Source organism: Bacillus sp. FSL M7-1020 (assembly GCF_038050415.1).
GTDB classification, from domain to species: Bacteria; Bacillota; Bacilli; order Bacillales; family Bacillaceae_G; genus Bacillus_A; species Bacillus_A toyonensis.
The window spans coordinates 5,061,467-5,076,206 of the sequence record NZ_JBBOTW010000001.1 but is presented as its reverse complement, the minus strand read 5'-3'; the positions used below and the strand labels follow the sequence as shown (position 1 = coordinate 5,076,206).

Genomic DNA, 14,740 nt, shown 5'->3' with positions numbered 1-14,740 from the left:
CCCCCATAGCTTTATACTAGCTAATAGTAATGTATGAAGGGATAGCATATTTTAGAACAAGCCCTCTTCTGCTTTTACTTTTTCTTCGCGAACTAGGCTATACATATTTGCTGCATCTTCTTTTTTTGTTGTTTCTTTCAATTCATTTACTTTCACCGTTACTATTTTTTGACCGAAACGAATTGTTAATTCATCAGCCACTTTCACATCTGAACTCGCTTTTGCGACTTGACCATTGATAGATATTCTTCCTTGATCAGATACTTCTTTTGCTAATGTTCTTCTTTTAATTAAACGTGACACTTTCAAAAATTTATCTAGACGCATATCAAATCCCCCTATTAACGCTCTGTTTGCTTTGCCTCTTCCCATAAAACATCCAACTGTTCTAATGACAGATCTTGCATTTCTTTATTCATTTCAGCTACTTTTGCTTCCATGTATAAAAAACGCCCCATAAATTTCTCATTAGTTGAACGTAATGCTTCTTCTGGATCTAATTTATAATGACGAGCTATGTTAACAAATGCAAATAGTAAATCGCCAAATTCACCTAGCATCTTTTCCTCATCCATATTTATAACTTCTTGCTGGAATTCTTGCCATTCTTCTAGGGCTTTCTCTATCATTGGCTGTACATCAACCCAATCAAATCCAACCTTTCCAGCTTTCTTCTGAATTTCGTAGGCACGCATTAATTGCGGCAAACTTTTTGGAATTCCAGTTAAAACAGATTCTTTTACGAATCCCTTTTCTTGTTTTTTAATTTCTTCCCAATTCGCAATCACTTCTTCAGCATTATTTACATCTGTATTTCCAAACACATGTGGATGACGACGAACCATTTTCTCCGATAAAGTTCGAATAATATCATCGATGGAGAACCAACCTTCATCCTCTCCAATTTGGGCATGAAGCATGACTTGTAATAATATATCACCTAGCTCTTCTACTAAGTGATCATCGTCCTCTTCATCAATTGCTTCCAATACTTCATAAGCTTCCTCAATTAAATACTTCTTTAAAGATTGATGTGTTTGCTTTTTATCCCACGGACAACCATTCGGTCCACGAAGGTCTGCAATAATTTCTCTCAGTACATCAAACTGTTGATACAAGGATGCACGTTCCTGAACTGGTGGTACATACACACTCGTTAAATTATTCAATTCTGTTTCATGATCTAACATGTACAACGGTACCTTTTTGACTTGTTCAAACGAAGTTCCTGCAGCTGTTACGATATACACTTCATAATCATCTGGCAATATTTCCATTAATGTTAACTTCACATCTGAAGCAACGAACGCATCATACACTTGGCAAAAGATTAAATGTTGACGTAATTCTAATTGCCCTCTTTCAAATGATGTAGCATCAATTAATTGGAATCCTTCAATCGGATCGATTTTTAAACTTGCGAACATTGGATCAAGGAAACTTTGTCCACCTTCAATTCGCACTTCAACATTTGCTACTTCTCCTTTTTCTAAAAGTAGCTGAACGGTTCTTTCTGCTACTAGCGGATGACCTGGAACAGCATAAATAATTTCTGCACCTTCAGCTTGTTCTAGCAATGTATTCGCAATTGTTTCATATACAATTTCAAATGTATCATGCGCTTCATATATATTGTCGAAAGCCGTATATTTTATACCTTCTTTCTCCAACTCTTCTATAACCGGGTGCTCCTTCGTTCTAACAAACATATGGTCTGCTACTTTTATCTTTCGGTATACGCCCATCGTCAGCTGATCTAATTCACCAGCACCTAATCCTAAAATAGTAATGATTCCACTCACAACCTGTCACCTCTATCCACTCTTCTTCAATGAACCTTCTTTTTTCTCTTTTTTCATAACGGATCCTAATTCTTCTTTTGTAAATACACGTAATTTTAAAATTAAAAACATGTATGTCAATCCGCCAATGGCTACACCTAACAACGCTTCAAATGTCGCGATTCCTCTATGATTCCCATCAATTACTAACCCAGACATTTGTAACACACGAATAAACATTATTAATACAAATCCCATACTGATACCACTAATAACTATACCGAACATCTTCTGCTTATTAATAAGCGACCCCGATACAGATTGCATAAGTAATACACTATTTAACAAGGCAATTACAACAAGCGCAATTAAAGTTGCAATCGCAGCTCCTTTAACTCCAAAATGCGGCATTAACATATAGTTTAAAACTAACTTCAAACAACCTCCAAATACAACGAATATTGCTGGTTTTAATGTTTGTCCCAGCCCTTGTAAAATAGAAGCAGTTGTAATTGACAATGAACTAAATAAAATAGATAAAGATAAAATCGATAACACATCTGACCCATCACTATTCTCAAATAACATAATATTTGTAGGCTGAATAATGCAAGTTAATCCGATGGCTGCTGCAAATCCAATAACAAGTGTTATTTTCATCGCTAACTTTACCTTTTCTTGAATAAAAGCAAGATCTCCTCTTTCCTTTGCCGCTGTAATAATCGGAATAAGTGACAATGAGAAAGACGTTGTCACGACAGTACCTAATTGCATGAGAGGGATACTTCTGTCATAAACACCTTTTAGTACCTTTGCACTTTCAGCCTGTTCCCCTGCCCCAATGAGTAAAGTATAGAAGGAAACCGAATCTGCCATTTGTATAAAAATAAGGACTAAATTACTAACACAAATAGCTATTCCTTGCCAAAAAAGGATTTTAACAATTCTTCTTTTTCCCCCAACTCTCTTCAAGCTTTTAAAGAAAATGGCGCGAAAATCATGACGCATATAAAGTAAAAGTACGATAATTCCAATAAGCCCGCCTGCAATCGAACCTAACATAGCACCTGCACCGACTGTATATAGATCAAATCCGTGAGCAATAAGGAATAGTGATAAAAAGACAATAATAGATACACGAATCGTTTGTTCAATTACTTGTGAAACAGCCGTCGGCATCATATTATTAAACCCTTGAAAATATCCTCTCGCTACGGATAAGAATGGCATTAACATGAATGAAAATGAAATAACACGTAATAACTTATATAAGTGTACATCACCCATAGCCGATGCAATCGTTTCGGCACCAAAGAACAATGTGAAAAACCCTATAAAGCCAATTCCTAATAAAAACCAAAAAGATACACAAATTATTTCTTCTGCTTCTTTTTGTTTTCCTCTTTCTAATCTTTCTGCAACCATTTTTGAAATTATAATAGGGAATCCATAAGTAGCTAAAATTAAACAAAATCCATAAAACGGATAAATTTGTTGGTAAATATAAAAACCAACATCTCCCGCTATGTTTTGATATGGAATACGGTAAAAAGCGCTTAATACTTTTGTAATAAAACTTGCGATCGTTAATATAATAGCCCCACGCCAAAAGGCTTGATACTTCTTCGCTTCCATACAAGAAAACTCCTTTTTCTATTCTCACCTTTCGTATTATATCACAAAGAAAAAACAGGCTCCCTTACACCCACGAGTAATAAAGAGTTCTTACAAAACTAAAAATGTTCAACGAAAAAAGGTAGCAAAGCGCTACCTTCATTCAATATACCTATATCTCCAAATAATTGATTTTTCAAAAGAAATATCATAATTAGGAAAGATTGCAACTTCTAAAATTATATATCTTTACTGCTCCATTTGCTTCGCTAAGAAGCTCGCTGCTGTATTTACTGACTTATGCTCTACTTCACTTATAATAGCCTCTTTAGAGAAGATAATAACAGCTCCAATTGGATCCCCATTCGCAACAATCGGGCCAATTGTATAGGAGCTAACTTTTTCTGTTACTCCATCAATAATTGAAATTTCGCTTTCGTCCGTCATAATTACAGACTTACGCTCTTCCATTGTCTTCTCAATTAAATCGCCAACACTTTTATTTAAGTATTCTTTTTTAGATATGCCTGCTACTGCGATAATAGAATCACGATCACACACAAGCACATTATGTCCTAAGCTATCGTATAAAGCTTCCGTATATTCTTTTGCAAAATCCCCTAATTCACTAATCGGAGAATATTTCTTCAAAATTACTTCTCCATCGCGATCAACAAATATTTCTAGTGGGTCTCCTTCTCGAATACGTAAAGTTCTACGAATTTCCTTCGGGATTACTACCCTGCCTAAATCATCAATTCGACGTACGATTCCAGTTGCTTTCATTCTAATGCTGCCTCACTTTCTACTGATGATCAAAGTGGTGAATTTACCTGTTCATGTAAAAATCACCAACTGTTAGACATAGTATTTTACACATTAGTTCTTCTATGCACGTCGAATTGTATTTTTTTATCTAATATTAGGCATTTATTACTTCTTTTTTTACATCTGGTAAGCCTTTTAATAAATTTTCAGCAATTGTTAACCACTTCGATGTCTCTAATCCATTCGTTTTCATAACGATTTTCAATTGTGATCCTTCCATTCCAAGACCGATCATACGCCCAAAACTATTTCCAAGCATGAATAATTTTCCACCATCAATATTTTGGCTTGCTTGTTCTGAGAACAGAATTGTTACTTCAAATTTATTTTGCTTAATTAATTCGATTTGTTCTTTCATTGCCAATACTTTAATATTTGCAATTTGTAATAAATAACCAACTTCTTGTGGGTAATCACCAAATCTATCGATCATCTCTTCCTGTAATTCTTCAATATCCTCAATTGTAGAAACACCTCTAAATTGTTTATACATCATAATCTTTTGTTTACTATCTGAAATATAAGCATCTGGTAAATACGCATCTACTTCTAAATCAATTTCAACATTAACTGTATTTTCAACTCCATCGGTTCCTCTGCGCTGTTCAATTGCATCTTTTAACATTTGAGAATATAGATCAAATCCGACAGAATCAATAAACCCGTGTTGTTCTGCCCCTAACAAGTTACCCGCACCACGAATTGATAAATCTCTCATCGCAATTTTGAAACCAGATCCAAGCTCTGTGAACTCTTTAATTGCTTGTAGACGTCTCTCTGCAACTTCTGATAGCACTTTATCACGTTTGTATGCAAAGTATGCATATGCAACGCGATTAGAACGCCCAACACGCCCACGAAGCTGATACAACTGCGATAGTCCCATACGATCTGCATCAAATACAATTAACGTATTAACGTTCGGGATATCTACACCTGTTTCAATAATTGTTGTACTTACAAGAACATCATGCTGTCCCTCTAAAAACGATAGCATAACAGACTCTAATTCACTTTCGTTCATTTTCCCATGTGCGTATGTTACACGAGCGTCTGGAACTAGCATCGAAATTTCATCTGCTTTTCTTTCGATATCCTCTACCCGGTTATATAAGAAGTAAATTTGCCCACCTCTTGCAAGCTCTCGCTCTATCGCTTCTCTCATTAACGCTGGATTATATTCCACCACATACGTTTGGACTGGGAAACGATTTTCTGGTGGCGTTTCAATGACAGATAAGTCACGCACACCAAGCATAGACATGTGAAGTGTACGTGGAATTGGCGTTGCCGTTAGGGTTAACACATCAACATTTGCTTTTAATTGTTTAATTTTTTCTTTATGCGTCACACCAAATCTTTGTTCTTCATCAATAATAAGAAGTCCTAAATCTTTATAAGTAACATCTTTAGATAAAATACGATGCGTTCCGATTACAATATCTACTGTGCCATCTTTTAACCCCTTAAGCGTTTCGTTTTGTTGTTTCCGCGTGCGGAATCTACTTAGTAACCCTATATTAATCGGGTAATCTTGAAAACGCTCTCGAATTGTTTCATAGTGTTGTTGTGCCAGAATTGTTGTCGGTACTAAAATCGCAACTTGTTTTTCATCCATGATTGCTTTAAATGCTGCACGAATAGCTACTTCGGTCTTTCCATATCCTACATCACCACAAAGAAGCCTATCCATCGGACGTCCGCGTTCCATATCTTTCTTAATTTCTTCAATAGAACGTAATTGGTCATCTGTCTCTTGATACGGGAAGGAAGATTCAAATTCTTGTTGTTCTGCCGTATCTGGTGTATATGCATAGCCTTTTGAAGCTTCGCGCTCAGCGTATAATTTAATTAGGTCATCTGCAATGTCTTGTACAGATTTTTCAACCTTCGTTTTGACCTTCTTCCAATCGTTCCCGCCTAATTTATAAACTTTCGGATCCTTACCTTCAGAACCCACATATTTTTGCACTTGATCGATTTGTTCAATTGGAACATATAGCTTATCGTTACCTTGATATTTAATATTTAAATAATCTTTATGAACACCATTAATCTCTAATGTCTCAATACCTAAAAATTTACCTATACCATGATTTACATGAACTACATAATCTCCAACTTTTAATTCCGAATAACTTTTAATACGCTCAGCATTAGATAACTTTTGCTTACGTTGTGATTTTTTAACTTTCTTATGAAAAAGCTCCTTTTCAGTAATGACAACGAGCTTTTGCATTGGCATTTCAAATCCTGCATGTAAATCACCTACAGCAATCTGTAACCTTCCAGGCAATAAAATATCTGTGCCCTCTACAATATCCGCTTCAATATCATAATCACTTAAAATATGTTGTAGTTTTTTTACACGTTCATCATCTGTTCCAAGCACAACAGTCGTAAAGTGCCCTTCATTCCATCTATCAATTTCAGTTTTTAATAACTGCATCTGCCCATGGAAATCTTGCATTGTTTTACATGTCACATTCACAATGTTTTGCGGATGCGTATGTGCTATATGGCGTAAGAATAACGTTAAATATACAAAACTTCTTTTTTTATGATGAAGAAATCCCTCAAATGAGTGGGAGAAAGATAAATCCTGAATTATTGTTCCTTCACCAAGAAGTGATATATACCATTCCGCTTCTTCCGTTTCAAGATGTGATGCTGTTTCTTGAATACGAGAGATTTCATCTAAAATTACAACACCATCTTCTGGTAAATAATCTATCAGACTAGCAGGTTCTTTATAGAAAATAGATAAATATTTAAACATCTGTTCTATACTTTGGCCATTTTTCAACATTTCAATTTCATGACTTACTGTCTCAAGCACTGCAGTCTTTAATTTGTCATCGGAAAGTTTTTGCATCGTCTTAGTCAAACCTTCTTCAAGATGCTTAATTCCCGATTTCAATTCTTCCTGTGAAAATAAAAACTCTGTTGCCGGACCAAACTTAACACTTTCCTTTTTATCTTGAGAACGCTGTTCATCCACATCAAATAATCGAATAGAATCGACTTCTGTATCGAAGAATTCAATACGGAATGGTAATTCTTCAGTTAATGGGTAAATATCTAATATGCCCCCGCGCAAACTGAACTCCCCCGGAGCTTCTACCATCGACTTACGTTCGTAGCCAATATGATGTAATGTATGCAAGAGCGCCTCTAAATCAATCTCTTGCCCTAGATTAATTTCAATTTGCTTTTGCTTCCATAATTCTTTTATCGGTAAAAATCTACGTAATCCTGCGACTGGCGCTACAATAACCCCATTCTCTCCTGCCGCTAAACGATTTAGCACCTCAATGCGTTGCGCTTTTAATTCTGGACTTGCAACACCGATTTCTGATGCAATTAATTCGTTTACTGGGTACAGCCATACATCTTTTTCACCAAGTAATGCCACTAAATCTTCATGTACCTTTTGTGCTTGATATAGATTGTGTGTGACAATAAGTTGCGATTTCTTTGTTTTTTTATATAAAGCTGCCATTAATAATGAACGAGAAGATGTTGCCATACCTGATATAAGTTGTTCTTTTAAACCATCTTCTAACCCATTAATAACCGATTGTATTTCTTCATTTTTATAAAATTGCTCTAATAAACCTATCATTATCAAAACTCCTCTCAACATAAAGAGCAAGTCACCATATTTTATGCAAATATTTTGGAAAAAGAAAACAGAAAAATGCTTTGGACATGCCAAAGCGACAACATTTTATTGTAGAAATTTTTCATATTCATAATACTCAGGATAAGATGCGAGCGTTTCTTGGCACAATTCACAAATCGTTTTTATATATATATTTCCATTCTCATGAAAATGAATCATCTCTACTACCTCTTGCTCTGTTAGTTGAAATAAAACGTCGCTATATACTTTTTCTGCGGTAACGGAGCCTACATTACTCCCGCAATGCCTACAATAATAATACCCTTCCATACTAGCCTCCTAAATATCCAGTTACTACTAGTATGGGTAAAAATAAAATAAAATATTCCCAATCATAACCTTAACTGTTGAAAGTATTCATGATTTGGAGAAAAGGCTTATTTAACCACTCTTCACATGCATCCGCTGCTTTTTCAATGGAATGATTGACATCAGGAATCTCTTCGGATGTAAAACGTCCTAATACGTAATCTACTACCTTCATCCCATTTTTCGGGCGATCAATTCCCATACGGATACGTTGAAACTCTTGCGTTCCTAAATGCGAAATTGTTGATTTCACGCCATTATGTCCACCGGCACTCCCTTTCATACGAAGGCGTAATTTACCTACCGGGATATCTAAATCATCATACATAACAACGAAATCATCAACATCAATTTTATAGTAATCCATAAGTGGACGAATACTTTCCCCAGATAAATTCATATATGTAAGTGGCTTTAATAAGATTACTTTTTCTCCATTAACAAATCCTGCACCAAATACTCCTTTAAACTTCTGTTCATTCAAAGAAATGTTCCAACGCTTTGCAAGTTCATCAATTGCCATAAATCCAATATTATGCCTTGTTAATTCATATTCTCTACCTGGGTTCCCAAGTCCTACTATCAATTTCATTCTTGTACCACTACTTTCTTTTTTCGATACGAAAAGACGTAACCAAGCTTGGTTACGTCTCATTCTATCCAATTAATTGAATAATACACTTACAGATTCTTCTTCGTATACACGAATGATTGCTTCTCCAATTAATGGAGCAACTGAAAGTTCATGTACTTTGTCGATTTTCTTTTCTTCTGGTAATACGATAGAGTTCGTTACAACTAACTCTTTAATATTCGAATTTTGAATACGTTCAATTGCTGGGCCAGATAATACTGGGTGTGTACAGCAAGCATATACCTCAGAAGCACCGTTCTCAACAAGAGCGTTTGCTGCTAATGTAATTGTACCAGCTGTATCAATGATGTCATCAATTAAAATTGCTGTTTTGCCTTCGATGTTACCGATAATGTTCATTACCTCTGATACATTCGGACGAGGACGACGTTTATCAATAATAGCGATTGGCGCTTTTAGGCGATCTGCCATTTTTCTAGCACGAGTTACACCACCATGATCAGGTGATACGATTACGATGTCTTTAAGACCTTTTGTTTCAAAGTAATCTGAAAGAATCGGTACACCCATTAAGTGGTCGATTGGGATATCAAAGAATCCTTGAATTTGTGGAGCATGTAAATCTAGAGTGATTACACGAGTTGCACCTGCTGTTTCAAGCAAGTTTGCTACAAGTTTCGATGTAATTGGTTCACGAGAACGCGCTTTACGGTCTTGACGCGCATAACCATAGTAAGGAATAACAATATTAATTGTTTTTGCAGATGCACGCTTTAATGCATCGATCATAATAAGTAATTCCATGATATGTTCGTTTACTGGGAAGCTTGTAGATTGAATAATGAATACATCGCAACCACGGATACTTTCTTCAATGTTAATTTGAACTTCTCCATCACTAAAACGATCAACAGAACATTTTCCTAGTCCTACTCCAATATGCTTTGCGATTTGCTCAGCAAGTTCCTTATTAGAGTTTAAAGAGAATACTTTCAAATTAGAATTTAGATATTGAGTCGACATCTAGATTAACCCTCCACATTATGATTTTTTCTTATTCAGCAATTGATCAACATAGTCTTCTTTGTTAACTTGACGTGCACGTGCTACCGATAATGCTTTTGATGGGACATTCTCTGTAATTGTAGAGCCTGCTGCCACATAAGCACCATCTTCAACTGTTACAGGAGCAACAAGATTTGAATTACATCCAATAAATACCCCGTTACCAATCACAGTTTTAAATTTATTCTTGCCGTCATAGTTCACCGTAATTGAACCACAACCAAGATTCACGTCTTCTCCAACTTGTGCATCCCCGATATAACTTAAGTGTGAAGCTTTACTTCTATTACCAAAAACAGTTTTTTTGATTTCCACGAAGTTTCCAACGCGTACTTCGTCTCCAATAACTGAATCTGGGCGAATATGTGCAAATGGACCAACCGATACTTCTGTACCAAGCTTACTATCATGTACAGTAGATTGACGAATTGTCGTACGATCTCCAATTTCACTATCGCGAATTACTGTATGCGGTCCAATTTCACAATCAGAACCAATTACAGTGTTTCCCTCAATAATTGTTCCTGGATGAAGAACTGTATCACTACCGATAATTGCATCAGCAGAAATATACGTGTTACTTGGATCAATAATTGTAACACCATTTACCATGTTCTTTCGGTTGATACGATTTTTCATAATAATTTCCGCTTGCGATAGAGCGACTCTGTCGTTAACACCTAACGTTTCATCGAAGTGCTCTGTTTGATAAGCTGATACGATATGACCTTCATTTTTTAAAATCTCAATAACATCTGGAAGGTAATATTCACCTTGTACGTTATCATTTGAAACTTTAGAAAGTGAAGCGAATAAAGCTTTATTATCAAAACAATACGTACCTGTATTGATTTCTTTAATAGCTAATTCTTTTTCATTTGCATCCTTATGCTCAACGATCTTTTCAACATGACCATTTTCGTTACGAACGATACGGCCATATCCAGCAGGCTCTTCTATGTATGCTGTTAGCACAGTTGCCATTGCTCCTGCTTCTTTGTGTTGCTGAAGTAATGCTTCCATCGTTTCAGCAGTTATTAAAGGTGTATCACCACAAATAACTAAAGTTGTTCCTTCTTCATTTGCAAGTACGCTAGCAGCTTGATCTACAGCATGCGCTGTACCAAGTTGTTCTGCTTGTAATGCAAACTCACTTACGTTTCCTAGCTGTTCTTGTACCATTTCAGCACCATGTCCAACGACCGTTACAAGTTTCTGCAATCCTAATTGAGTTACTTGATCGACTACGTGTTGTACCATAGGTTTTCCACATACAGGATGCAGCACTTTGTATAGCTTAGACTTCATACGTGTGCCTTTACCTGCAGCTAGAATCACTGCAAATCTGTTTGACATATAGACCCTCCATCGCAACCTATTTATCCATTAACGATATTATCCTAAATCATCATATATTTCAAGAAACACATTTTAACTATTAAATTTTACCATAATTCTTATAAGATGTTTTACTCTTTAGTATCTTTTTTAAGAAATAAGCTATACTATTTAAAATGATTTTGAAAAAATTAGTAGTTTCTTCTCTTCATTTTAATAAACGATGAATGTTTTAAATATAAATTATATAAAGTCAAAAAAAAACAAACTCCTGTAAATGCTTACAGGAGTTTGCTACAAAATTATAAGACTTTCTTTCAAAAGCCTTTTCATTCGAATTTTACGAAGCACCTGCTTCTTCAAACTCAACCTCTTCTAACTCGCCTAAACGATGATACTCCGTTAAAACCGCATCTTGAATTTTAGAGCGTGTATTAGAATTAATCGGATGTGCAATGTCACGGAATTCTCCATCTGGAGTACGTTTACTTGGCATTGCTACAAATAATCCATTATTACCATCAATTACACGAATATCATGAACAACAAATTCATGGTCTAGAGTAATAGAGGCAATTGCTCTCATGCGGCCTTCTGTGTTTACGCGGCGTAATCTTACGTCAGTCACTTCCATCTTGTGTTCACCACCCTTTTCTAAATAAGCGATATATTTGTATAAATTCCACAAATTTTCTATTTTCCCTTTAATTTTTTAAAAATTTTTAAGATAAAAATTTTTATTGCAATTGAATATAAGGATTAGTAGAGGTTATCGCTTACAAAAGGTTACTTAACTAGGGCGATTACTTCGATTTCAACTGAAACATCTTTCGGTAATTTTGCTACCTGTACACAAGAACGTGCTGGTTTATGAGTAGAGAAATAAGAACCGTATACTTCATTAACAGCATTAAAATCATCCATATCTTTTAAGAATACTGTTGTTTTTATTACCGTATCAAATGAAGCACCTGCTTCTTCTAATACTGCTTGTAAATTTTCAAATACTTGTTCTGTTTGTACTGTTACATCTCCCGTTACAAGCTCTCCACTTGCTGTTAATGGAATTTGTCCTGAACTGTAAAACATATTATTTACAATAATCCCTTGTGAATAAGGTCCAATTGCTTGTGGTGCCTTGCTTGTTTGAACAACTTTCATATTTTTTCACCCTTTTATTATTTATTTTTACTCTTTAAAAATAGTGCACGAAAAGCAGTTTGTCCATCTATTTTATAATTTATAAATAGAATAAAAAAAAGATAAAGCCATTTGCTTTACCTTTTTTATTCAACCTCTACAAGTCCTTCATCAAATGGTGTAAGTGAATAATTCCCCTTCTCCACTTGAATCGATTTTTCTTTCACATCAACTTCTGAAAGGCGAATTAATGATACAAAATTATTAATAAGTCGTTCTTCGATATCTGTGGATTCTACTAATACACCGATACCAACAACATTAGCCTTAAACTCTTCTAGCATACTCATCATACCTTGAATTGTTCCGCCAGCTTTCATGAAATCATCAATAATTAAAACGTTTGATCCCTCTGGAAGACTACGCTTTGCCAACGTCATTGTTTGTATTCGTTTAGAAGAACCTGATACATAGTTAATACTAACAGTTGGACCTTCTGTTACCTTATTATCTTTCCTCGCAATTACTACCGGTACATCTAAGTAGTTTGCCACTGCATAAGCAAGTGGAATCCCTTTTGTTGCTACCGTCATAACTGCATCGATTGGTTGCCTAGCAAAGACAGAAGCAAACAAACGACCTGCACCATTAATATGACGAGGATTACTTAAAAGATCTGTCATGTATAAGTAACCGCCAGGCAAAATACGATCTGGATTTTCAAATAAGCTACAAAGCTCATCAATAATTAGATCTGCCTCTTCTTCACTTATATATGGTATATATTTCACTCCTCCTGCTGCTCCTGGTACCGTTTGCAATGTGCCGACCCCTTGTTGTTCAAACGTTTGCTTAATAATAACTAAATCTTCACTAATAGAGGATTTAGCCGATTGATACCTTTCAGCAAAAAAAGTGAGAGAAACTAGCTGACGAGGGTTTTGTAACAAGTAATATGTCATATCGACTAATCTTGTACTTCGTCTAATTTTCATACGCCCACCTCAAATCACGAATATTCTAAACAAATCATAACGTATTATACGTCTTTATTCAAGCGTTTCTCGCTCTCCTAATAAACGTACCGCATATACTTGTTCACAAAATCCTTTTAATCCGTTATAAATGCGATGCATTCGCGAATCATGGTGTACAAGTCCGAATACAGTTGGACCACTTCCACTCATTAATACAGCATCTGCTCCAAATCGTTTCATCTGTGCTTTAATACGAGCAACTTCGGGATGCATCTTAAATGTTACATCTTCTAAGACGTTACCAACAGTATCACAAATCCCTTTGTAATCCCCAGCATTGATGACATCAACCATTTTATCTACATTTGGATGTGTAACTCGATTTAGTTTTAAATTTCCATACACGTCAGCAGTAGATACACCAATATGTGGCTTCGCTAAAATAACCCAACAAGAAGGTGGCGTTTTTATATGCTCAATTCGCTCTCCTCTTCCAGTGGCAATTGCTGTCCCTCCATATACACAGAACGATACATCTGATCCAATTTCTGAGCCAAGCTCTGCTAATTCGTCAATTGTAAGCCCTAAATTCCATAATTTATTAAGACCACGTAATGTCGCTGCTGCATCACTACTTCCACCTGCTAATCCAGCTGCTACTGGAATCGTTTTTTCAATAGTAATAGATACACCTTTTTTCACATTAAACTTCTCTTTTAATAATTTCGCTGCTTGATAAGCTAAATTTCGTTGGTCGTCTGGGACATACCGATTATGGGATAAAATTTCAATACGGTCTTCTGCTAATTCCATTAGTTCTAAACGATCCGCTAAATCAATTGTTGTCATAATCATTTTCACTTCATGATATCCGTCTTGTCTTTTTCCCAGTACATCTAACGACAGATTAATCTTTGCTGGTGCTTTCACTAGTAGCTTCAATCTATTCACCCACTCTATGTACTCAATCTTTTATCGTTTATTTTACCATAAATTTATAGTAAGACGATGACACTTCCCTAATTATAACGAAAAGCATTCAGAATGAAACTACTTATGTAAAATGATGGCACCTTTCAGAGTACAAAAAGCCGAGGAATCTCTCCTCGGCTACCGTAGCATAGAAAGTAATCTTACAACTACTGGTTTTGTTTCATTAATTGCTGTTCTGCAATTTCTATAGCGCGTTTCACCATATTACCAGCATCTTTCGCACGAATTCCGCCCCATCCTTCTTTCTGAACAACATCATAAAAGCCCAGCTCTTTTGCTAGCTCTTCTTTAAACTGGTTTGACATGACACCTCTTCGTCTACTCAATGCAGAGTCCCCCCTTATTTTGCTACGGTATAATTAGTATGCAAAATAATATAACTTTTCATTTGTGGGAATATATGTAACGACACATG

14 protein-coding genes are annotated in these 14,740 nt (G+C 35.6%); all 14 read right to left on the bottom strand.

Annotated elements, in window-relative coordinates; genetic code table 11:
• Positions 1-51: 51 nt before the first annotated feature.
• A complete protein-coding gene (locus tag MHB70_RS26120; protein ID WP_001234879.1) occupies positions 52-327 on the bottom strand; it encodes an RNA-binding S4 domain-containing protein in 276 nt (91 codons plus the stop codon).
• 14 nt (positions 328-341) lie between these two features.
• On the bottom strand, positions 342-1,802 hold the full coding sequence (gene mazG, locus MHB70_RS26115) for a nucleoside triphosphate pyrophosphohydrolase (RefSeq protein WP_000014272.1): 1,461 nt from the start codon (positions 1,800-1,802) through the stop codon (positions 342-344).
• A 12-nt stretch (positions 1,803-1,814) separates the two neighbouring features.
• Positions 1,815-3,416, bottom strand: a complete 1,602-nt coding sequence (locus MHB70_RS26110; protein ID WP_061529831.1) for a putative polysaccharide biosynthesis protein — start codon at positions 3,414-3,416, stop codon at positions 1,815-1,817.
• Between the two features lie 228 nt (positions 3,417-3,644).
• Positions 3,645-4,181 carry a stage V sporulation protein T gene (spoVT, locus tag MHB70_RS26105; protein ID WP_000648310.1) on the bottom strand — a complete coding sequence of 179 codons (537 nt, stop codon included), beginning with the start codon at positions 4,179-4,181 and terminating at the stop codon, positions 3,645-3,647.
• 136 nt (positions 4,182-4,317) lie between these two features.
• Positions 4,318-7,848 (bottom strand): transcription-repair coupling factor, encoded by a 3,531-nt coding sequence (gene mfd, locus MHB70_RS26100; protein ID WP_000579697.1) that lies wholly within the window; start codon positions 7,846-7,848, stop codon positions 4,318-4,320.
• 105 nt (positions 7,849-7,953) lie between these two features.
• Positions 7,954-8,178, bottom strand: a complete 225-nt coding sequence (locus MHB70_RS26095) for an anti-sigma-F factor Fin (RefSeq protein ID WP_000399440.1) — start codon at positions 8,176-8,178, stop codon at positions 7,954-7,956.
• A gap of 70 nt (positions 8,179-8,248) precedes the next feature.
• Positions 8,249-8,809, bottom strand: a complete 561-nt coding sequence (pth, locus tag MHB70_RS26090) for an aminoacyl-tRNA hydrolase (protein ID WP_079520253.1) — start codon at positions 8,807-8,809, stop codon at positions 8,249-8,251.
• A gap of 72 nt (positions 8,810-8,881) precedes the next feature.
• Positions 8,882-9,835, bottom strand: a complete 954-nt coding sequence (locus MHB70_RS26085; RefSeq protein WP_000107420.1) for a ribose-phosphate diphosphokinase — start codon at positions 9,833-9,835, stop codon at positions 8,882-8,884.
• 18 nt (positions 9,836-9,853) lie between these two features.
• A complete protein-coding gene (gene glmU / locus MHB70_RS26080) occupies positions 9,854-11,233 on the bottom strand; it encodes a bifunctional UDP-N-acetylglucosamine diphosphorylase/glucosamine-1-phosphate N-acetyltransferase GlmU (RefSeq protein ID WP_000071045.1) in 1,380 nt (459 codons plus the stop codon).
• Between the two features lie 322 nt (positions 11,234-11,555).
• Positions 11,556-11,849, bottom strand: coding sequence for a septation regulator SpoVG (spoVG, locus tag MHB70_RS26075; protein ID WP_000454042.1), 294 nt, complete (start codon positions 11,847-11,849; stop codon positions 11,556-11,558).
• A gap of 152 nt (positions 11,850-12,001) precedes the next feature.
• Positions 12,002-12,376 carry a RidA family protein gene (locus MHB70_RS26070; RefSeq protein ID WP_000869820.1) on the bottom strand — a complete coding sequence of 125 codons (375 nt, stop codon included), beginning with the start codon at positions 12,374-12,376 and terminating at the stop codon, positions 12,002-12,004.
• Positions 12,377-12,501: 125 nt separating this feature from the next.
• Positions 12,502-13,350 (bottom strand): pur operon repressor, encoded by an 849-nt coding sequence (gene purR / locus MHB70_RS26065; protein ID WP_000702479.1) that lies wholly within the window; start codon positions 13,348-13,350, stop codon positions 12,502-12,504.
• Between the two features lie 54 nt (positions 13,351-13,404).
• Positions 13,405-14,274 carry a 4-(cytidine 5'-diphospho)-2-C-methyl-D-erythritol kinase gene (ispE, locus tag MHB70_RS26060; protein ID WP_000772089.1) on the bottom strand — a complete coding sequence of 290 codons (870 nt, stop codon included), beginning with the start codon at positions 14,272-14,274 and terminating at the stop codon, positions 13,405-13,407.
• A 197-nt stretch (positions 14,275-14,471) separates the two neighbouring features.
• A complete protein-coding gene (gene sspF, locus MHB70_RS26055; RefSeq protein ID WP_001985066.1) occupies positions 14,472-14,651 on the bottom strand; it encodes an acid-soluble spore protein SspF in 180 nt (59 codons plus the stop codon).
• Between the last annotated feature and the right edge of the window lie 89 nt (positions 14,652-14,740).

What these genes read in the sequence shown, in the direction of transcription:
- glmU (WP_000071045.1), bottom strand. Translation starts at nt 11,233, where the DNA reads ATGTCAAACAGATTTGCAGTGATTCTAGCTGCAGGTAAAGGCACACGT.
- MHB70_RS26120 (WP_001234879.1), bottom strand. Translation starts at nt 327, where the DNA reads ATGCGTCTAGATAAATTTTTGAAAGTGTCACGTTTAATTAAAAGAAGA.
- MHB70_RS26110 (WP_061529831.1), bottom strand. Translation starts at nt 3,416, where the DNA reads ATGGAAGCGAAGAAGTATCAAGCCTTTTGGCGTGGGGCTATTATATTA.
- mfd (WP_000579697.1), bottom strand. Translation starts at nt 7,848, where the DNA reads ATGATAGGTTTATTAGAGCAATTTTATAAAAATGAAGAAATACAATCG.
- spoVT (WP_000648310.1), bottom strand. Translation starts at nt 4,181, where the DNA reads ATGAAAGCAACTGGAATCGTACGTCGAATTGATGATTTAGGCAGGGTA.
- MHB70_RS26070 (WP_000869820.1), bottom strand. Translation starts at nt 12,376, where the DNA reads ATGAAAGTTGTTCAAACAAGCAAGGCACCACAAGCAATTGGACCTTAT.
- MHB70_RS26095 (WP_000399440.1), bottom strand. Translation starts at nt 8,178, where the DNA reads ATGGAAGGGTATTATTATTGTAGGCATTGCGGGAGTAATGTAGGCTCC.
- spoVG (WP_000454042.1), bottom strand. Translation starts at nt 11,849, where the DNA reads ATGGAAGTGACTGACGTAAGATTACGCCGCGTAAACACAGAAGGCCGC.
- MHB70_RS26085 (WP_000107420.1), bottom strand. Translation starts at nt 9,835, where the DNA reads ATGTCGACTCAATATCTAAATTCTAATTTGAAAGTATTCTCTTTAAAC.
- purR (WP_000702479.1), bottom strand. Translation starts at nt 13,350, where the DNA reads ATGAAAATTAGACGAAGTACAAGATTAGTCGATATGACATATTACTTG.
- pth (WP_079520253.1), bottom strand. Translation starts at nt 8,809, where the DNA reads ATGAAATTGATAGTAGGACTTGGGAACCCAGGTAGAGAATATGAATTA.